The following is a 19,461-nucleotide window of genomic DNA, read 5'->3' as shown; positions in this document are numbered from 1 at the left end:
TCTGTTAGCGCTTGCGGCGGAGGGTTCGGGTGTAGTCGGCGAAGCGGGCTTTGGCGATGGTCGTGCGGGTGGGGGTGCGGAGGACGATGCCTTCGGGGGCGCCCGTAGCAGTGTCGTCGAGGCCGCTGAGGGTGTGGGGGAGGTGGGTGGTGAGGAAGGCTTGGGTTTCGGTGAGGGTGTTGGGGAGGTCGGCCGCGTCCAGGGTGAAGAGGCGGGGCGTGAGGTCCAGGCCGTCGGCGGTGGCCAGCTTCTGGAGCTCTTCCTCACTGAGGAAGGGCTGGTTGCCGGACTCGCGCCAGTCCGACAGGGTTGCGCGCGGCTGGGCGAGCAGGGCCTCGTAGTCGGTGAGGTGGATGGCATCGAAGAGGCGGTGGCCGACGCGCTTCTCGCCGGTGTAGTTCTTGCTGGCACCGGTGACCTTGCCGCCGTAGACCTCCAGGAAGCGCACCTCGATGCGGTCAGCCGCCGGGACCGGCAGGGCGTCTGCGACAGAGCGGAGCTCGGCGACGATGCCCAGGGCCGGGTTGCCGATCAGGTCGCCCTTCGCGTAGAGCAGCTCCTCGCGGCTGCCGAGCAGATAGGAACCGTCCGGCAGGGTGATGATGCGGGCGTTGGTGCCGTCGACCTTCTCGGTACCGATCACCGGACCGGCGAACGGGACACGCTCGTCGAGCAGTCCTCCGTTGCGTGGGTCCAGCGAGTGGTAGGTGGGGATCGAGGGGTACTTCGTCACGGAGTTCAGGTTGTCCAGGTCGCAGTTGCGCAGGTCGAGCATCTCGGTCACCACCTTCTGGTACGGCGCCGGGGCTGTCCCGGCGACGTGACCCTAGGGCAGGCGGTTGGGCGGCAGCAACGAGGTTTCGGGGCAGACAAGATCGCTTACCCGTGGGTAACATCAGCGGTATGGCGACTCAGGTGGTGGAGATGTGGGGCCGGCTGAAGGCGGTTCCGGGCGGGGACCGGGTGTTCTCGCGGGCCTTTACGTGGAAGGCGCCGTACTTCCGGTCGATCCGGCCGCGGTTCGTGCAGGTCGGGCCGAACTATGCGTCGCTGGTGCTGCCCAAGCGGCGGGCAGTGCAGAACCACATCGGCACCGTGCATGCGATCGCGGTGTGCAACGGGCTGGAGGCGGCGATGGGAGCGCTGGCCGAGGCGACCATCCCAGCTGGGAAGCGCTGGCTGCCCAAGGGCATGGAGGTCGCCTACCTGGCCAAGTCCACGTCTGACCTGACCTGTTCGGCTGAGACCGACCCGGACGACTGGACGACCGGACCCGACGTACCGGTCCGTGTGAAGGCGACGCGGGACGACGGGACGGTCGTGGTCGAAGGCACCATCCACCTGTGGGTGACTGACCGCAAGTAGACCCTCGGGCTGGCAGCATGCGGGTAATGCGGCGATGGGTGCTGGTCGGTGGGCTCGCAGTGCTGGTGGGCGCTGCGGTGGTGCTGGTGGTCACTGGGAACACCGACGTCCGCTACACCTCGGACAGCGACAGCACGCAGCCGATGTGGGCGCGGTGGATACCTGTGGCCGCCGGACTGCTGCTGACCCGAGTCCTGCCGTGGCGGGTCGAGCGGGGTAGTGATGGCGCTCCCGATCAGCGGCAGGCGTGGATCCTCACTGGGCTGGCAGTTGCGTTTGCTGTGCTGCTGAACCTGCTAGGGCTCGGCATGTTCGAAGTACTGAAGCTCCTGCTGCTTCTGCTCGTTCCGCTGGCAGTCTTCCGCTGGCTGGGCGGAAAGCCGACCAAGACCTGGCCGGCGACGGTCCGCTGGGCTCCTGCCCTTCCAGTGGCGGCCTTCCTGCTGCTGAGCTACGTCGGTCCGCTGGCCGCGCCTGTTGCGGATCGACCGGAACTGTCTGGCGTCCAGGTGGCGTTGGCCCTCGTTGGCGGGTTCCTGATCAACAGCGTGCTCGAGGAGATCTTCTACCGGCGCTGGTTGCAGACGCGCTGGGAGCAACTGCTCGGGCCGTGGCCCGCCATCCTGATCTCGTCGATCGCGTGGGCGGTCTGGCATGTGGCCCTGCAGGGCCGGGGTGAGCTCGGCATCGACCTCGCCTCCGTTCTGGTGAACCAGGGAGTGCAAGGCCTCTTCCTCGGCTACCTCTGGAGCCGGTACCGCCGCATGTGGCCGCTGATCACCGTGCACGGAGCAGTCAACGCGGTGCCGGTATTCCTGTCGCTGGCGTGAGGTACGGCGTCGTAGGGTCTGGCGTGTGACGGATGCGCTGCGGGTGGTGGACGTTGTCGAGGAGCAGTTGGAGTCGGTCTGGTCGGTACGACAGCGGTCGTTCGGTCCTGGTGGAGACAAGGACGAGTGGCGGAAGACCGCACTGGAGTTCCTGCGCGACGGCCGGTACCTGGGCGTCGTCGACGGGGACCAGCTGGTCGCGGCTGCTCGCATCTGGCCGCTTCAGCAGTGGTGGAGCGGCCGCCGGATGCCGCTGGGCGGTGTGGCCGGCGTAGTGGTCGCACCGGAGTACCGCGGCCGTGGGGTCGGCAGCCTGTTGATGCGCAGTGTGCTGCAGCGGTGTGCCCAGAGGGGCTATCTGCTGTCGGCGCTGTTCCCGGCGACGACTGTGCTGTACCGGCACCTCGGCTACGAGTTCGCCGGCGCCAAGTACCGCTTCGCCTTCCCTGCGGCAGATCTGCGCGTGCTGGGCGGCAAGGGCGTCGCAGTGCGCAAGGCCGGCAAGGAGGATGCACAGCTCTTCATCGACCTGGCCTCCAAGATGCACGAGACGCAGCGCACCAACGGACCGCTGATCTGGCCGGTCAGCGATGTTGAGGACTGGCTCGGCGACGACGACAACTTCGCGTACGTCGCCGAGGACGGCTTCGTCGTCTACAACTGGAGCGACGGCGGCCTAGAGGTCAGCGAACTGGTTTCCGGATCCGAGGAGACCACTCGGGCGCTGTGGGCGACAGTGGGTTCGGGCGCGTCCATCGCAAGGACCGTGTACGCCGTCGTGCCGCCGACCGACCCCATTCACCTGCTGGCCGAGCACCACGCAGAGCTGGATGCGCAGGTCAACCGCTGGATGCTCCGGCTGATCGATGCGCCGGCAGCGATTGCACAGCGCGGGTACCCGGCAGGCGCCGTACTGGATGTTGCACTGCGGCTCGAAGACGCCGACCTGCCCGCGAACGCGGGGGACTGGCGGCTGTCGGTTGACGATGGCGCCGGCGAGCTGACGGCCGCCGAACCGGACGACCAAGCACTGCGACTGGGCGCACGCGGACTAGCCGCTCTCTACGCCGGTACGCCGATGGCCACGCTCCGCGCGAGCGGTTTGGCGACCGGCGGCCCGGTGGTTGCGGACGGCGCGCTCGATCACGCCTTCGGCGGGACGACGTCGTACATGGTCGACGACTTCTAAGAGGGTGTCTGAGCGGGCGGCGCGTCGATTTCCCGGCTGTCCGGAGCGGCCGTTAGGGTTGTCGAACAAACGTTCGGAGGTAGTCCATGCGGGTGCTCGGCGTCGACCCTGGGTTGACCCGGTGCGGTCTCGGCGTCGTCGAGGGCACGCCGGGCAGACCGCCCACGATGGTCGCCGTCGGCGTGATCCGGACGCCGCCGGAGCTCGACGTCTCGCAACGCCTGGTGCGGATCGAGGCCGAGCTGATCGAGTGGATCACCGAGCATCGGCCGGACGCGGTCGCGGTGGAGCGGGTCTTCGCGCAGCACAACGTGCGGACGGTGATGGGCACGGCCCAGGCCTCCGGGGTGGCGATGGTGGTCGCGGCGCGCAACGGGCTGCCGGTCGCGCTGCACACCCCGAGTGAGGTCAAGGCCGCGGTCACCGGGTCCGGGCGGGCCGGCAAGGAGCAGGTGACCACGATGGTCACCCGGATCCTGCAGCTGCCCGAGCGGCCGACACCCGCCGACGCCGCCGATGCGCTGGCGCTGGCGATCTGTCACATCTGGCGTGGTGGCGTGACCAGCAAGTTGCAGCAGGCGGCCGGTTCCCGGTCGCACCTGGAGGCCGCGGCGAAGGCACAGTCCCGCCTGCAGGTGGCCCGGCTGCGAGCCGCCGTTGCGGCGCAAGAAGGCAAGCGATGAGTGCCATGAGTAGTGGAGGTGCGCGGTGATCGCGTTCGTGCGTGGCCCGGTGGCGGCCATCGGAGTGGACAGTGCCGTGATCGAGGTCGGGGGAGTGGGCCTGCAGATCCAGTGCGACCCCGGCACACTGGCCGGGTTGCGGCCCGGCCAGGAGGCCCGGATCGCGACCTCGATGATCGTGCGGGAAGACTCGCTCACGCTGTACGGCTTCGCCGACGACGACGCGAAGAGCCTCTTCGAGCTGTTGCTGACAGCCACCGGCGTCGGTCCGAAGCTGGCCCAGGCCGCGCTCGCCGTACTGGAACCCGATCAGTTGCGGCATGCCGTCGCCACCGAGGATCTCGCCGTACTGGTGAAGGTTCCGGGCATCGGGAAGAAGGGCGCGCAGCGGATCGTGCTGGAGCTCAAGGACAAGATCGGTCTGCCGACCAGGGCGGTGACCGGACGGCCGCTGCAGGCGCAGGAGGCCTGGCGGGCGCAGGTGCACGCCGGTCTGGTCGGTCTCGGCTGGTCGCCGCGCGATGCCGAGGACGCGGTCACCGCCGTGTCGCCGCTGGCCGCCGACAGCCCGAACCCGTCGGTCCCCGACCTGCTCCGCGCCGCGCTGCGCGCGCTGTCCAAGGCATAAGGGATGGAAGAGAACAACGTCCGCCCGCTCGTCTCCGCCGACGTGGTGGATCTCGAGGAGCGCAAGATCGAGTCGGCGCTGCGGCCGCGCACCCTGGCCGAGTTCGGCGGGCAGCGCCGGGTGAGCGAGCAGCTCGAGCTGGTGCTGCACGCGGCCCGCGGCCGGAACCGGACGCCTGACCACGTGCTGCTGTCCGGGCCGCCAGGACTGGGCAAGACGACGCTGGCGATGATCATCGCCAGCGAGATGTCGGCGCCGCTGCGGGTGACCAGCGGACCGGCGATCCAGCACGCCGGCGACCTGGCCGCGATCCTGTCCGGGCTCAACGAGGGCGAAGTCCTCTTCCTCGACGAGATCCACCGGATGTCGCGGCCCGCCGAAGAGCTGCTCTACATGGCGATGGAGGACTTCCGGGTCGACGTGATCGTCGGCAAGGGGCCCGGCGCGACCGCGATCCCGTTGGAGATCCCGCCGTTCACGCTGGTCGGGGCGACCACCCGGGCCGGGCTGCTGCCGGGGCCGCTGCGGGACCGGTTCGGATTCACCGGGCACCTGGAGTTCTACGACGCCTCCGAGCTGGAGAAGATCGTCAACCGGTCGGCCGACCTGCTCGAGGTCGACATCACCCCGGAGGCGGCGGCCGAGATCGCGTCCCGCTCCCGCGGCACACCCCGGATCGCGAACCGGCTGCTGCGCCGGGTGCGCGACTTCGCCGAGGTCCGGGCCGACGGGATCATCACGCTGGCGCTGTCCAAGTCCGCCCTCGAGCTCTACGAGGTCGACAAGATGGGCCTGGACCGGCTGGACCGCTCGGTGCTGGACGCCTTGTGCCGGCGCTTCGGCGGCGGTCCGGTCGGGTTGTCCACGCTGGCCGTCGCGGTCGGTGAGGAGCGCGAGACGGTCGAGGAGGTGGCCGAGCCGTTCCTGGTCCGCTCCGGTTATCTCGCCCGGACGCCACGCGGCCGGGTCGCGACACCGGCGGCGTGGCGGCATATTGGGCTCAAGGTGCCAAAAGGTGCAACTTTCGCGGACACACTCTTCGACGACGAGTAGCCGCCGTACCTTTTGACGCAGGACGAATGGCTGGCCTGGACGGGCGAGTAACGCAAACGTGACCAGGTGTCATGACGCACTTGTTGACGCTCAGGGTTAGACTCCCCGTTGGCCTGACCTGAGGTCATTCCGCTGCGACCTGCGCGCTTGAGCAGAGCGTGCCGGAAGCCCGTACTCCCGATTCACGAAGGATTCTGAGACCCGATGCAACTCCTTGCCGCACCGATGGCCGGCTCCGGGGGTGGCGGCATCACGCTGCTGATCCCGCTGATCCTGATTGTCGGAATGATCTGGTTCATGAGCCGCACGCAGCGTAAGCAGCGCGAACGGCAGGCACAGACCGTCGCCGCGCTGTCCCCGGGGACGAAGGTGATCACCACCAGCGGCATGGTCGGCATCGTCGAGGAGACCGACGACGAGTACGTGACGCTGGAGATCTCCGACGGGGTGCTGATCCAGGTGGTCAAGGCCGCCATCGGCCGGGTCATCCCGGAAGAGGACGCGACCGCCGACGAGACCGTCGTGGCGACCGACGCGGCCGAGGCCCCGGCCGACGCCGTCGAGGAGCCCGCGAAGGACCCGGTCGACGTACCGGACGCGGGCCGTGAGAAGGCCGACAGCAAGGTGCAGGACGCGCCGAAGCTGCCGCCGACGCACACCGAGAACTGACCTCCCACTGACGGCCTGCGGCGCGCCCATGGTCCACCAGACCGTGCGGCGCGCCCGGAAGCACAAAGGTTGAATCTGACGTGGCAACGACGACGACATCCCGCCCCGGTCGGCTCCTGATTGCCCTGGGAGTCATCGTGGTCCTGCTGTTCGGGATCATGGCGCTCACCAAGACCTGGAAGCCCAAGCTCGGTCTGGACCTCCGCGGTGGCACCACCATCACGCTGACCGCCAGGAATCTGGAGGGCGGCGGCCCGGTGACGGCCGACCAGATCAACGAGGCGAAGAACATCATCTCGCAGCGCGTGAACGGCGCCGGTGTCGCTGAGGCCGACATCGTCACCTCGGGCAACCACATCACCGTGGCCGTGCCCGGCGCGACGCAGGACAGCCTGGTGGCCCAGGTCGGCCAGACCGCCTTGCTGTACTTCCGGATCGTCTACGACGCGCAGGCCGCGAACCCCGCGCCGCAGCCGTCGACGACGCCGACCCCGAGCGGGAAGCCGTCGGGCAAGCCGTCCACGACGCCGACCCCGAAGACGTCGATCAAGCCCACCGGCACGCCGACCGCGAAGCCGAACGGCCGGGCCTGGAGCAGCGTGCTCGGCAAGGCCGGCCAGGCCACGCCGACGCCGACCCCGAAGCCCACCGGTACTCCGAGTGCGCCGCCGGCGAACACCGGTGACCCGCTGACCTACACCCCGGATCCGACCGTCCAGGCGGCGTTCGCGAAGTACAAGTGTGGCGACAAGCAGGAGGACGACCCGCTCAAGCCGCAGTTCTCCTGCGACAAGGGCAAGGTCTACAAGTACCTGCTCGGCCCGGCGATCCTGAAGGGCACCGACCTGTCGGACGCCTCGGCAGGCATCCCGCAGGGTGGCTTCCAGTGGCAGGTCAACCTGAACTTCACCGGCGAGGGCGGCACCAAGTTCCTCAAGGCGACGACGAACATCTCCCAGCGGGGCGAGGGCGCGAACCTGTTCGCGATCGTCCTGGACGGGACCACGATCTCGACGCCGACCGTCTCGCAGCCGATCCCGGGTGGCTCGGCGCAGATCACCGGTACCTTCACCGAGACCGAGGCTCGCGACCTGGCCAACGTCCTCAAGTTCGGCGCCCTGCCGGTCGCGTTCGACACCTCGTCGGTCGAGACGGTCTCGGCGCAGCTCGGCGGCAACCAGCTCTCGGCCGGGATCTACGCCGGTCTGGCCGGTCTCGCCCTGGTCGTGATCTTCTCGTTCCTGTACTACCGCGGTCTGGGGCTGGTCGTGGTCGCGTCGCTGGGGATCGCCTCGGTGCTCACCGGCACGCTGGTCATCCTGCTCGGCAAGGCGATCGGGTTCACCCTGACCCTGTCCGGGATCGCGGGTCTGATCGTGGCCATCGGTATCACCGCGGACTCGTTCGTCATCTACTTCGAACGACTACGCGACGAAGTGCGCGAGGGCCGCAGTCTGCGGTCGTCCGTGGAGACCGGCTGGGCACGCGCCAAGCACACGATCATCGCGGCCGACTCGATCTCGCTGCTCGCCGCGCTGGTGCTCTACATCCTGGCCGTCGGCAGCGTCCGCGGCTTCGCGTTCACGCTCGGCCTCACCACCCTGATCGACCTGGTCGTGGTGTTCATCTTCACCAAGCCGATGGTCACCCTGCTGGCCCGCACGAACTTCTTCGGGCACGGGCACAAGCTGTCCGGTCTGGATCCTGAACACCTCGGTGTGGAGCGGCTGCCCGGCCACAGTGCCGGTCCGGCGACCAAGCCCGCCCGCAAGACGCCGTCCACGCGCAAGCCGATCGGAGGGGAGGTCTGATGTCGAAGCTCGGACAACTCGGGAACAAGCTGCACCGCGGTGATGTCTCGTACAACTTCATCGGGCACCGCAAGATCTGGTTCGCCGTCTCGATCGCCCTGGTGGTGATCTCGCTGGGTGGCCTGTTCGCCCGCGGCCTGGAGCTCGGTATCGAGTTCCGCGGTGGCGTCGAGTACGAAGCCAAGACGCAGATCACCGGCGACACCGTGCAGAAGTTCGGTGACGCGGTGAAGGCGACCAACATCGCCGAGATCGGCGACCCGGTCGTCACCACGATCAACAACGCGCGGGTCCGGGTACAGACCAAGCCGCTGACCCAGGACCAGGTCGCGACGGTCCGCTCGGCGATCGCGAAGACGGCCGGGATCCCGGCCGACCAGGTCACCTCGCAGCAGATCGGTGCCTCGTGGGGTGAGCAGATCGCGAACAAGGCGATCATCGCGCTCGCGGTGTTTATCGCGCTGGTCTTCCTGGTGATCTGGGGATACTTCCGAGAACCCAAGGCGTCGCTGGCGGCGATCATCGCGCTGGGCCACGACGTACTGATCACGGTCGGGCTCTACGCACTGATCGGGTTCGACGTCACACCGGCCACGGTGATCGGCGTACTGACGATCCTCGGGTACTCGCTGTACGACACCGTCGTGGTCTTCGACAAGATCCGCGAGAACACCCGCGGCATCACCGGCTCCAACCGGCTCACCTACTCCGACGCCACCAACCTGGCGGTCAACCAGACCATCGTGCGGTCGATCAACACCACGTTGATCGCGCTGCTGCCGGTCGGGTCGATCCTCGTCGTCGGCACCTGGGTGCTCGGCAGCGGCCCGCTGAAGGACCTCTCGCTGGCGCTGTTCGTCGGTATCGCCGTCGGTGCGTACTCGTCGATCTTCATCGCTCCGGCCCTGCTGGCGCTCTTCAAGGAGCGCGAGCCGGGCATGCAGGCGCTGAACCGGCGCGTGCAGGCGAAGAAGTCCCAGACCGGCGTACCGGCCAAGACCAAGACCGCCGACGGCGACCTCGTGCCGGCCGCGTCAGGTGCGTCGGTGGTTCAGGACACCCCGCGGGCGACCGGCTCGGTGCCGGCCCCGGCCGCGCGGCCGATGAACGCCGGTGGGGCCGGACGCCCGCAGCCGAGCCGCAAGCCCCGGTCGAAGCGCGGTAAGTGATGTCGCGGACGTTGGAGCAGGTTCTGGCCGACGGCATCCGCGACATCCCGGACTACCCGCAAGCGGGGGTGGTGTTCAAGGACATCACCCCGCTGCTGGCCGACCACGACGGCTTCGGCCAGGTGGTCCAGGCGCTGGCGGTCGCGGGGCAGGACGACGACGGCAACCCGGTGGTCGACAAGGTGGTCGGGATCGAGGCGCGCGGGTTCATCCTCGCCGCCCCGGTCGCGCTCGCCCTCGGCGCCGGGTTCGTCCCGGTCCGGAAGAAGGGCAAGCTGCCGGCGGCGACGTACGAGGAGTCGTACGCGCTGGAGTACGGCGAGGCGACCATCGAGGTGCACCAGGACGCGTTCAGCCCGGGTGACCGGGTACTCGTGATCGACGACGTACTGGCCACTGGCGGGACCCTCGAGGCCTGCCTGCGGCTGATCCGCCGCTGTGGTGCGGAGGTCGTCGGTACGGCGGTTCTGCTCGAACTGTCGTTCCTGCCCTGGCGGGAGCGGCTGGCTGCCGAGCGCGTCACTTCGCTCCTATCGGTCTGACAGAGCTGTATCTGTCTGAATTCGGACAAACTCTCTGTGACGGGTCAATGACCCGGCGTGTTGTCCACAGGGTGTTTCTCTGCCGTTGGCCGGTGACCCCTAGACTGGTGGTCTGTCGGCGGAGGGACACAACGTGGGCGAAGACCCGGCGATGACGTCAGCGGTACCGAACGTAGTACCGCAGGAGCCTTCGCGCGCCCCGGCACCGGTGCGCCCGGTTCCCGTGTCACCGCCTGCCGCCCAGCCGCCGCGGATCGCGCCCGCCCGGGTGCGAGCCCGGCTGGCCCGCCTCGGCGGGACCCGGCACCCGAACCGGGCGCCGATGCTCGAGCCGCTGTTCCGCGTGGTGCGCGCGACGCACCCCAAGGCCGACCTGGCGATGATCGAGCGCGCCTACCGGACCGCGGAGAGGTACCACACCGGTCAGACGCGCAAGAGCGGTGACGCCTACATCACGCACCCGCTCGCCGTCGCCACCATCCTGGCCGAGCTCGGTATGACGGCTCCCACGCTCTGTGCCGCGCTGCTGCACGACACGGTCGAGGACACGCCGTACACGGTGGCCGAGCTGACCAAGGACTTCGGCGAAGAGATCGCCATGCTGGTCGACGGTGTGACCAAGCTGGACAAGGTCAAGTACGGCGAGTCCGCGCAGGCCGAGACGATCCGCAAGATGGTCGTCGCGATGGCCAAGGACATCCGGGTGCTGGTGATCAAGCTCGCCGACCGGCTGCACAACATGCGCACCCTGGGCTTCCTGCGCCAGGAGAAGCAGGAGCGGATCGCCCGCGAGACGCTGGAGATCTACGCCCCGCTGGCGCACCGGCTCGGTATGAACACGATCAAGTGGGAGCTCGAGGACCTGTCGTTCTCGACCCTGCACCCGAAGGTGTACGACGAGATCGTCCGGCTGGTGGCCGAGCGAGCTCCGTCCCGGGACGAGTACCTGGCCACGGTCATCGACCAGGTCCACGAGGACCTGCGGGCGGCCAAGGTGAAGGCGACCGTCACCGGCCGGCCCAAGCACTACTACTCGATCTACCAGAAGATGATCGTCCGCGGCCGCGAGTTCGGCGACATCTACGACCTGGTCGGGATTCGCGTGCTCGTCGAGTCCGTCCGCGACTGTTACGCGGCACTCGGCATCATGCACTCGCGCTGGAACCCGGTCCCCGGCCGGTTCAAGGACTACATCGCGATGCCGAAGTTCAACATGTACCAGTCGCTGCACACCACCGTGATCGGCCCGCAGGGCAAGCCGGTGGAGCTGCAGATCCGGTCCTTCTCGATGCACCGCCGCGCGGAGTACGGCATCGCCGCGCACTGGAAGTACAAGGAAGACCCGAACGCGCCGTCCCCCGAGGTGGGTGCGCCGCCGACCACCGAGATCGGCGCGCCGAACGACATGCCCTGGGTCCGGCAGTTGGTCGACTGGCAGCGCGAGACCTCCGACCCGTCGGAGTTCCTGGACTCGCTGCGGTTCGAGATCAACAACTCCGAGGTCTACGTCTTCACCCCGCGCGGTGACGTGATGTCGCTGCCGACGGGCTCGTCCCCGGTCGACTTCGCGTACGCGATCCACACCGAGGTCGGGCACCGCTGTATCGGGGCCCGCGTCAACGGTCGCCTGGTGCCCCTGGAGAGCACCCTGGAGAACGGTGACGTCGTCGAGGTCTTCACCTCGAAGGCCCAAGGCGCCGGCCCCTCCAGGGACTGGCTCGCCTTCGTCAAGAGCCCACGGGCGCGGAACAAGATCAAGCACTGGTTCTCCAAGGAGCGCCGCGACGAGTCCATCGAGCACGGCAAGGACGCGATCGCCAAGCAGCTCCGCAAGGAGGGCCTGCCGCTGCAGCGCCTGCTGTCACACGAGACGCTGACGGCGGTCGCCAACTCGCTGCGGTACCCGGACGTCACCGGTCTGTACGCCGCGGTCGGCGAGAGCCACGTGAGCGCACAGGCCGTCGTACGGCGTCTGATCGAGACGTATGGCGGTGAGGAGGGCGCGGCCGAGGACTTGGCCGAGGGCCTGCGGCTGCCGCAGTCTCGCGAGCGGCGCAAGCGGACTGCGCGCGGCGACGCCGGTGTCATCGTCAAGGGCGCGACCGACGTGCTCTCCAAGCTGGCCCGGTGCTGTACGCCGGTTCCCGGTGACGAGATCATCGGGTGGATCACCCGAGGCGCGGGGGTCTCGGTGCACCGGTCCGACTGCGCGAACGTCGAGAACCTGTCGACCCAGCCGGAGCGGATCGTCGAGGTCGAGTGGGCCCCGACGGCACAGTCGCTGTTCCTGGTCGCCATCCAGGTCGAGGCGCTCGACCGGGCCCGGCTGCTCTCGGACATCACCCGGGTGCTGTCGGACTACCACGTCAACATCCTGTCCGCGGCGCTCACCACGACGCGGGACCGGATCGCGAAGTCCCGCTTCACCTTCGAGATGGGCGACCCGACCCACCTCGGCCACGTGCTGAAGGCCGTGCGGTCGGTCGAGGGCGTCTTCGACGTGTACCGCGTGACGCAGTAGCTGATGGGCAGCACCTTCGGCTGGGGGCGTGACGACCACGAACACGTCCTCAGCTTGTCCAACGGCGGTACGGCGGTCTTCCTCGACGTACTGGCGTTGGCGGCTTGTGAGCTTGCGGAGTCGGACTGGGAGCGCGGCTTCGCGTTGATGCTCTGCAACGCGCGGATCGGCTCCGGCAACGACGACTTCGACCTCGACGACCTACCGTGGTCAGACGAGGCGGCGGTCGAGCGCTGGTTCCTGATCCGCACGATCCGGTTGGCGGCCGCCCGTTTCCGGTGGGACGCGCTGGGTTATGAGCCACCGCATGCCGAGGAGTACCTGGCGGCGTACGAGCGCTTGGTTTTCGACTACCAGCCATCGGGCACACCGGACGCGACCTGGCCGGCGGCGTCGTACGAGCAGTGCGACAAGCACGGCCTGTTCCTCGGCGACTACGCCGACTGCCGCCTCTGTTTGTGAGGCGGGGGAGACTGCTTGGTATGGGTTTCTCGGGTGAGGTCGGACGGCGCGGGCTGCTGATCGCGGGCGCTGGGCTGCTGGTCGGGTGCAGTCCCTCGGAGACTCCTTCCAGTGCGCCGTCCCGGTCGGGGACGCCCTCTGCGACGTCTACCCCGACGCCGTCGAGTTCGTTGCCGTCGACCACGCAGCCGGGGCCGGTGTTGCCGTCGGTGCGGCCGTGGGTGCCGGGTGCGGGCGAGGTGGCGCCGCAGGTGAAGCGGATCGCGGTGGCTGCGGTCGTGGATCAGCTACAGCGCGGCGGCGGAGTGGTTGAGGTGATTGACGCGCAGTACGGCGGGATTCTGAGCGGTACGGCGAGTGTGCTGGTGCCGTGCCGCGTGTACAGGATCAGCGCCGGGCGGATGGTCACCGGCGGTACGACGGTCGACGTACGGCTGAGTCGGTCCGGCGAGACGTGGCGGGTCACGTCGACGCACCCGGCGACTCCAGGGGCGGCAGCGAAGACGATCTCGCCGGTGGCCCGGCAGGTGCTGGCGAACAAGCAGATTCTGTTGCCCCCGGCATCGATCGCGGATGTGCAGTCCGGACAGGTGCACGACAGTGTGCTGACCGCGATGCTCGCGCTGGCCAAGACCTACCGGATCGGGGTCAGCGTGATCCGCTCCGGGCATCCGATCAACGTGTTCGGCACCGATCGCCCGAGCGACCACCCGCGGGGCCGCGCCTTCGACACCTGGGAGATCGACGGGCATGCAGTCGTGTCACCAACCACGTCGCGCAGCCTGATCTCGTCGTACATGAAGGCCGCGGAGCGGGTCGGTTCGTACAACGTCGGCGGTCCGGTCGTGCTCTCCGGCGCAGCTTTCTTCTCCGACCAGACCCACCACGACCACGTCCACGCAGGCTTCCAGAGCTAGTCCCACTCCCAGGAGAAGCCGATCAGGCCGGGTTCGGTCGACGGCTCGATCAGATGGGCACGGCCGTCGGGGGTGAGCATCAGGTCCGGGCGCAGTACGTCGGCGCCGTCGGCATGGCGGTGACGGAACTCGTTGACGCGGACGGGGAGCGCGGCACGGTCGAACTGGACCTCAAGGACGTAATGCGTCCCGCCCCACTCGTCGAAGCGGTAGTAGTTCTTGGAGGGTAGACCGGTGAGATCCTCGATCTCGTAGTGGACGACTGCGGTCTCGCCGGTCGCGAGGACGCGGTCGAGTAAGAGCTCGGCCAGCAAAGCGCCGGCCTCGGGCGCGCGGGCGATCCGGCCGGTCCGGCAGCCGGTGAGGCCGAGAACGTTCAGCCGCGAGACGTCGCAGCCGGGCTCACCCTGGTGCGCGATGATGATCCGGTCGACCGGCTGGACCGCGACCACGCACTGCGTGACGTGGCGATGATGGAGGGCGCGGTCGGGGCCGTGGACAACCTCTTCGAACACGGAGATGTTGCGGAGCCGGCCGTGGGCGTCGCGGCGAAGCCGGTCGAGCAGTCGGCCGAGAGCCTCGGCGTACTCGACGACGGCGTACGGGCGGTGTGTAGCGGTGAGGTCGGAGCGAGCTGGCGGGATGCGGACGGTCAGCCAGCCGGGCGGGACGTGCAGGAGCTCCTCGAGCGCGGTGATCACGGCGAGTGAATCGTCGCGGGGGACGCGACGGCCGCTCTGCCAGGTGCTGAGAGTCGCGAGGCCGACGTGCAGGCCGCGGTCGGCCAGGTGGGTGCGGATCCGGTTCAATGCCAGACCGCGGTGCGCGATCGCCTGCCGGAGTGCCGCGGCGAACGACGTGTCCGGCGTGACGTCGGGTACCGACGATCCGGTCATGCGCGTCAGTGTAAACGTTCACAGCACCGGGCGAAATTGCTCAGTCACCCGCTGTTCACGTCGCGCTGCTATTCACAGCGGTTTTCGGGGTGGGAGTTACTTCTTGCCGGGGGTTCGGCACGTCCTGACTATTGCTCTGTCGTCGATAGATGGCACCACACCCCATTCAAGGAGGGTTCATGAGCAGGCTCCGCCCACGCCGCTCCTGGTCATTGCTGCTGGCAACCGTGCTCGGCCTGGCCACTTTGGTCCCGCTCGCGCCGGTCGCCTCCGCCGCCCCCGGTAGCTACTACTTGAACGTCACCGGCCAGTCCCAGCAGAAGACGAACTGGTGCTGGGCCGCGACCGGTAACAGCATCGCGGCCTACTACGGCAAGAGCTACTCGCAGAACCAGTTCTGCAACCTTGCGTTCGGCAACAGCCAGAACGCCACCTGCCCGAACAACCAGGCCACACTGGGCAACGACCAGCGCGCCTTCAGCTCGATCGGGATCAGCTCCGGCAGCTACATCTCCGGCACGCTCGCCTTCAGCACGCTCGTCTCCGAGATCGCCGCCGGCCGGCCGGTGATGACGCGGATCGGCTGGACCTCGGGTGGCGGCCACATGATGGACATCATCGGGTACGACTCGTCGGACTCGACCATCAAGTACTACAACCCGTGGCCGGACGACCCGCGCTACAACTTCTCGACCTACAACTGGTACCGGTCCAACTCGCAGTTCACCTGGACGCACTCGCTCTACCGGATCGGAGCCTGAGATGAGCCGCCTCAAACACTTCCTGTTCCGGTCGGCCGCCGTACTGGCTGCTGGTCTCGGTCTCGCCCTGACCACCGCCGCCTTCGCGAACGCCGCCGGCCCGCAGCCGGTCCCCGCCGGTGAGTTGTCCAAGGCAACGACTGCCGCCGGTTCGCCCACTGCCCTCAGCCTGCTCGGCAAAGCCACGGCGGGCACCAAGTCGGCCGCGGCCAAGTCCGGTACCGCCAAGCTCGCCGTCGGCACGGACGCTCGCCCGGTCTACGCCCTCAACCCGGCCTTCGTCCGCGACGCCGCGGCGCCGGTAGCAACCTTCTGGTACGCCGCCACCACCGCAACCCGCGGCACCGATCGCCTCACCGTCTACACCGCCCCCGACGCCGCCGGCACCTGGCAAGCCGTCAACGTCGCGACCGGCGACACCGAGGCCCGCATGTTCACCGCAGCCCGCGGCGCGCTCGTCTTCACCGAACCCCAGATCGGCGCCTGGTACGCCCTCACCGGCAACCAGATCCGCCCCCTCAACGCCTCCGCCACCAAGTCCGTCGGCACTGCGCCCGTCACCGTCGCCGCCTACCAGGACCTGGTCGCCAAGCGCTACGCCGACAAACTCCCCGGCAGCACCTACAACGACAACGGCACTGCCGGCGGCTACGACACCACGACCAACACCACGACCGACACCGACACCGCCATGTCCACCCCCACTCGCAACCTCGCCATCCCGGCAACCGCGGCCGGCCTAGCACTGCTCCTCGCGACCGCGCTCATCATCCGCCGCCGTACCGTCTAGTCCTCCACCTGATCTGACACCCGCCGGGCGAATTTGATCCCGGCGGGTGCCAGATGCTCGATGACGAATTCGCACCAGTACCTGATCGCCATGGGAGGACTGGTTCGGTGCGTCCCTGGGAAGGCGATCAGTTGCTTGTCCTGTGATCCGAGTTGGTCGAACAGCTCGAACTGCCCGGAGCGAGGGAAGAGTTCGTCGTCCCACTGCACGTGGAACAGGACCGGCACGTCGACCCGAGGAGCGTCCCGGGCAACCCGTGCAGCTGCGTCGACCGGGGCTGATACGACGGGTGACTGCAGTAACCCGTACTTACCGAGCACCGCGCAACACAGCCGCCGATTCGCGGCGGCGACGTACGGCAGCCCGTAACGAGTCCCCATCGAGAGGCCGAGATAGGCGACTCGGCCGCTGTCGACCAGATCCAGGTTGATCAGCGCGTCCAGGGTCGCGGTCCAGTCGTCCACCATGCCGTCGGTGACCGCGTCGACTCCGATCCAAGCCGTAACGTCATGGTGCTGTCGATCGCCGTGGAATGGTCCGTCGATGGCGACAGCCGCTATATCCCACTCGCTCGCGAACCACCGGCCCAGTCCCAGTTGCCGAGCGGCCCGTTTGTGCCCGCTTCCGCCATGTCCCAGGAGTACCAGTGGTTTCGGGTAGCGGTGAGGGCCTGCCGGCAGCCACAGGATGCCCGGGACGACGCCTGTATCCCGTACGAGGTTGAATCGACGCTCGGTGACATCGCGGTCGGTCGCCGGTTCGCCGACCCAGTCAAACGTGTCAGCCATCTGGTGCCTCCTTGGAGATGCGGTGGGTGCCGGTGGGATCGACGTGGAAGACGAACCCGTGTGGCGTGGTCCATGCGAGCGTCTTGTCGTCGATGCGGCGTACTTTCCAGCTGGGCGCGTGCGTCTTCACCCGATGGCCGAAGCGGCTCAGCGGTGCGAGGTTCTGCAGGTTGGTCTGCCCCGGTGGACCGAGCGGATCGTAGGGCTCGATGTGATCCAGATCGATGCTGTTGCTGGTCTCTCGGGTCCCGTAGGGGAAGAGTTCGACCGGGTGGATCAGCTTGACGTGTTCGCGGATCCGGTCGGAGGCCTCGTAGGCGTCGGAGCTGATCGCGTTGTTGAGGTCGATGACCGGCTTGACGAGATATGCGCCGTGGCCGACTAGCTCGGTGAGCTGGCTGGCCAGGAGCGGTCCGATTCCTTCGGCGCGCACGGGACCATCACCACCTCTGGCAGCGGCGATGAGCGTCTGATCGGTGAGGTGGACATAGATCTCGGTCTTGCCCGGCCGGGTCGGGCCCGAGCGCAGGCCCGGCGGACGGGCGTAGGCATCTTGCTTGATCTGCGCGAGCCGGGTGTCGAGGGCCCGCCGTTCGGCCTCGGTCATCGGTTGACCCTCCGCATCACGCGGGCTGATGTCGAACGGCTCGAGGGTCGGGTGAGGAATGTCGAGTGGATCGGGCAGGTCGCTAGCACTGGGGTGAGGTGCGTCGCGGTCGGCCTCGTCGTCCAGGTCAGGCTCGGCCGCATTGTCGTGGAGGGAGTCACGCAGGTGGCTGTCGGCAGCAGAAGGTGGGCCAACGAGCCGTAGGGCAGCCTCGGGCGTACCAGCAGCATCCGCGGGTGCTTCCGGAGTTGCCTGCGGGTCCGGAGCCGGGCATGGCGCGGGGTTGGCGCGTTGGTGCTCGCGGGCCTGGGCAAGGAGTTCTTCGGCGAAGCGGAAGTCGGGCATGATGCCTACCGCGGCCGCGCGACGCTCCTGCAGACTGCGCTTGTCGTCGAGGATCCGGAGAGCTTCTGCGAGCTCGGCGATCCTTGCCTCGTGACGGTTGACCGCGGCAACCGGTGCTTTGATCACGCAGGTCTTGGTGCCCTTGTCATCGGTGCCGCCGACGAACACGCCACGCTCACGATCCTTGCCGTCGGCCTCGGCGCGAGCCTGGGCAGGGTCAGCATGCATCTTCGCGGCCTTGATGATCTTGGCCAGCCGCCATGGCGAGATCGTGTCCAGTAGATGTGCGACCCGCTGATCGACGTACAGCGCCGCCTCCAGCGACAAGTTCATGCAGTCCTTGGTCAGCAGACGCGCTTTCCACGGCGTCGCCTGGCCGGCCAGAACCCGAGCCCAGGTGAACGGAAACCTGCTCCGCAACGCCAAGGCGGACCCGATGTAGTCCCCGCCGACACCAGGCGAAACGCCGCGCACCGCGGCGAACTCGGCGATCGCGAACACGGCAATGGGTGGGCACCCGTCGCCGCCGAGAACCACGGCCCGCTCACCACCGTCACCCGAACGCGGTCCAAGCCGCAGTGGACAGACATCAGGGTGGTATCGATCGGCATACTCCAACGCGACCTCAAGCCCTCGCACAGCCGCCCGATTCTCGACCCCGAAGTAGTCGGCGCCCGCCCCCAGCAGGTCGGTCGTCGTGAGCGCGGCGAGATCCGTATCGAACATGCATTCGACTATAGTCACAGAACGGTAACGCCGCAAATCCGCCTTGCAGGCAAGAGAAATCAGGCCTGCTGGTGGTCACGCCGTTCGCCGATGAGCGCCGGCGACCGACGTACTGATGGCGGGTGAGGAGCGTCGGGCGGCGCAGACTGGGTGGGTAGTGTCGGATGGTGGCCCTGGCTTTGGTGGAACCCAGCACTGACCTGTACGACGCTTGGCGCGAGGCGCATGTGGAGTGGGGGCCGGGGCTTCATGAGGACGGGTTCGGGCTGGCGGCTTCGGATGACGTGGAGTCGGCGGAGGGGTTCGCGGCTTGGGTCGCGCGGGTGCGGGCCGGCGAGGGGACTAGCCGGTGGATTGTTGAGGACGGGCGGGTGCTCGGCGGGATCGGGCTGCGGCATCAGCTGAACGAGCGGACCGGACACATCGGGTACGGCGTTCGGCCGTCGGCGCGGGGGCGGGGTGTGGCCAGCTGGGCGTTGGGGGCGATCCTGCGGGAAGCCCGGGTGCTGGGGATGAGGCGCGTGCTGGTGGTTTGTCTGGACGACAATCCGTGGTCCGCGCGGACGATCGAGCGCAATGGTGGGGTGCTGGACGAGATCCGCGGCCCTGTCCGTCGCTACTGGATCGAGTTACCAGCGGCGGGGGAGGCGGGGTTCTTGGCAGAGGAAGGCGCCGATGGTTAGTTCGAGGGCCGGGTAGGAACCCCAGA

General features: G+C 68.2%; 20 protein-coding genes. 16 read left to right on the top strand and 4 right to left on the bottom strand.

Translation table 11 applies throughout. The annotated features are described in order from the left end of the window. Positions 1 to 4: 4 nt before the first annotated feature. The gene (locus tag ACFVWG_RS22535) at positions 5 to 775 is read right to left on the bottom strand and encodes an RNA ligase family protein (RefSeq protein WP_391545406.1); all 771 of its coding nucleotides are present in this window, start codon (positions 773 to 775) and stop codon (positions 5 to 7) included. A gap of 128 nt (positions 776 to 903) precedes the next feature. Between ACFVWG_RS22535 and ACFVWG_RS22530 the strand changes: the two genes are divergently transcribed. From ACFVWG_RS22530 to ACFVWG_RS22470, 13 genes are all read left to right on the top strand, one after another. Continuing rightward, entirely contained in the window at positions 904 to 1,365 is a 462-nt protein-coding gene (locus ACFVWG_RS22530; RefSeq protein WP_391545319.1) for a hotdog fold domain-containing protein, read from the top strand. Between the two features lie 26 nt (positions 1,366 to 1,391). After that, positions 1,392 to 2,195: a CPBP family intramembrane glutamic endopeptidase gene (locus ACFVWG_RS22525; protein WP_391545318.1), complete on the top strand. Its 804-nt coding sequence runs from the start codon at positions 1,392 to 1,394 to the stop codon at positions 2,193 to 2,195. Positions 2,196 to 2,220: 25 nt separating this feature from the next. Continuing rightward, a complete protein-coding gene (eis, locus tag ACFVWG_RS22520; protein WP_391545317.1) occupies positions 2,221 to 3,384 on the top strand; it encodes an enhanced intracellular survival protein Eis in 1,164 nt (387 codons plus the stop codon). Positions 3,385 to 3,470: 86 nt separating this feature from the next. Further along, positions 3,471 to 4,067, top strand: a complete 597-nt coding sequence (gene ruvC / locus ACFVWG_RS22515; protein ID WP_391545316.1) for a crossover junction endodeoxyribonuclease RuvC — start codon at positions 3,471 to 3,473, stop codon at positions 4,065 to 4,067. 25 nt (positions 4,068 to 4,092) lie between these two features. Next, positions 4,093 to 4,695 (top strand): Holliday junction branch migration protein RuvA, encoded by a 603-nt coding sequence (gene ruvA, locus ACFVWG_RS22510; protein ID WP_391545315.1) that lies wholly within the window; start codon positions 4,093 to 4,095, stop codon positions 4,693 to 4,695. Between the two features lie 3 nt (positions 4,696 to 4,698). Then, entirely contained in the window at positions 4,699 to 5,748 is a 1,050-nt protein-coding gene (gene ruvB, locus ACFVWG_RS22505; protein WP_391545314.1) for a Holliday junction branch migration DNA helicase RuvB, read from the top strand. A gap of 204 nt (positions 5,749 to 5,952) precedes the next feature. Continuing rightward, on the top strand, positions 5,953 to 6,417 hold the full coding sequence (yajC, locus tag ACFVWG_RS22500) for a preprotein translocase subunit YajC (RefSeq protein ID WP_391545313.1): 465 nt from the start codon (positions 5,953 to 5,955) through the stop codon (positions 6,415 to 6,417). 80 nt (positions 6,418 to 6,497) lie between these two features. Continuing rightward, a complete protein-coding gene (gene secD, locus ACFVWG_RS22495) occupies positions 6,498 to 8,228 on the top strand; it encodes a protein translocase subunit SecD (protein ID WP_391545312.1) in 1,731 nt (576 codons plus the stop codon). Then, a complete protein-coding gene (gene secF / locus ACFVWG_RS22490) occupies positions 8,228 to 9,397 on the top strand; it encodes a protein translocase subunit SecF (protein ID WP_391545311.1) in 1,170 nt (389 codons plus the stop codon). Before secD ends, secF begins: the two co-directional genes overlap by 1 nt. Next, the gene (locus ACFVWG_RS22485) at positions 9,397 to 9,939 is read left to right on the top strand and encodes an adenine phosphoribosyltransferase (protein ID WP_391545310.1); all 543 of its coding nucleotides are present in this window, start codon (positions 9,397 to 9,399) and stop codon (positions 9,937 to 9,939) included. The genes secF and ACFVWG_RS22485 overlap by 1 nt, the downstream gene beginning before the upstream one ends. A 151-nt stretch (positions 9,940 to 10,090) precedes the next feature. Beyond that, positions 10,091 to 12,460 carry a RelA/SpoT family protein gene (locus ACFVWG_RS22480; protein WP_391545309.1) on the top strand — a complete coding sequence of 790 codons (2,370 nt, stop codon included), beginning with the start codon at positions 10,091 to 10,093 and terminating at the stop codon, positions 12,458 to 12,460. 3 nt (positions 12,461 to 12,463) lie between these two features. Then, complete coding sequence (locus ACFVWG_RS22475; RefSeq protein ID WP_391545308.1) at positions 12,464 to 12,922, top strand: hypothetical protein; 459 nt, start codon at positions 12,464 to 12,466, stop codon at positions 12,920 to 12,922. Between the two features lie 20 nt (positions 12,923 to 12,942). After that, positions 12,943 to 13,839, top strand: a complete 897-nt coding sequence (locus ACFVWG_RS22470) for a hypothetical protein (protein WP_391545307.1) — start codon at positions 12,943 to 12,945, stop codon at positions 13,837 to 13,839. Here ACFVWG_RS22470 and ACFVWG_RS22465 read toward each other — a convergent pair. Further along, complete coding sequence (locus ACFVWG_RS22465; RefSeq protein ID WP_391545306.1) at positions 13,836 to 14,735, bottom strand: hypothetical protein; 900 nt, start codon at positions 14,733 to 14,735, stop codon at positions 13,836 to 13,838. The genes ACFVWG_RS22470 and ACFVWG_RS22465 overlap by 4 nt on opposite strands. 179 nt (positions 14,736 to 14,914) lie before the next feature. Between ACFVWG_RS22465 and ACFVWG_RS22460 the strand changes: the two genes are divergently transcribed. After that, the gene (locus ACFVWG_RS22460) at positions 14,915 to 15,496 is read left to right on the top strand and encodes a papain-like cysteine protease family protein (RefSeq protein ID WP_391545305.1); all 582 of its coding nucleotides are present in this window, start codon (positions 14,915 to 14,917) and stop codon (positions 15,494 to 15,496) included. 1 nt (position 15,497) lies between these two features. Next, the gene (locus ACFVWG_RS22455; RefSeq protein ID WP_391545304.1) at positions 15,498 to 16,286 is read left to right on the top strand and encodes a hypothetical protein; all 789 of its coding nucleotides are present in this window, start codon (positions 15,498 to 15,500) and stop codon (positions 16,284 to 16,286) included. Here ACFVWG_RS22455 and ACFVWG_RS22450 read toward each other — a convergent pair. Next, positions 16,283 to 17,074 carry a dienelactone hydrolase family protein gene (locus ACFVWG_RS22450; protein WP_391545303.1) on the bottom strand — a complete coding sequence of 264 codons (792 nt, stop codon included), beginning with the start codon at positions 17,072 to 17,074 and terminating at the stop codon, positions 16,283 to 16,285. The two genes, ACFVWG_RS22455 and ACFVWG_RS22450, sit on opposite strands and share 4 nt — an antisense overlap. Next, positions 17,067 to 18,752: a hypothetical protein gene (locus ACFVWG_RS22445; protein ID WP_391545302.1), complete on the bottom strand. Its 1,686-nt coding sequence runs from the start codon at positions 18,750 to 18,752 to the stop codon at positions 17,067 to 17,069. Before ACFVWG_RS22445 ends, ACFVWG_RS22450 begins: the two co-directional genes overlap by 8 nt. 167 nt (positions 18,753 to 18,919) lie before the next feature. On the opposite strand from ACFVWG_RS22445, the gene ACFVWG_RS22440 reads away from it, so the two are divergent. After that, positions 18,920 to 19,435: a GNAT family N-acetyltransferase gene (locus ACFVWG_RS22440; RefSeq protein WP_391545301.1), complete on the top strand. Its 516-nt coding sequence runs from the start codon at positions 18,920 to 18,922 to the stop codon at positions 19,433 to 19,435. Positions 19,436 to 19,461 lie beyond the last annotated feature (26 nt).

This window comes from Kribbella sp. NPDC058245 (genome assembly GCF_042882005.1).
In the GTDB taxonomy this organism is placed as follows: Bacteria; Actinomycetota; Actinomycetes; order Propionibacteriales; family Kribbellaceae; genus Kribbella.
This window is presented reverse-complemented; position numbering and strand designations above follow the sequence as displayed.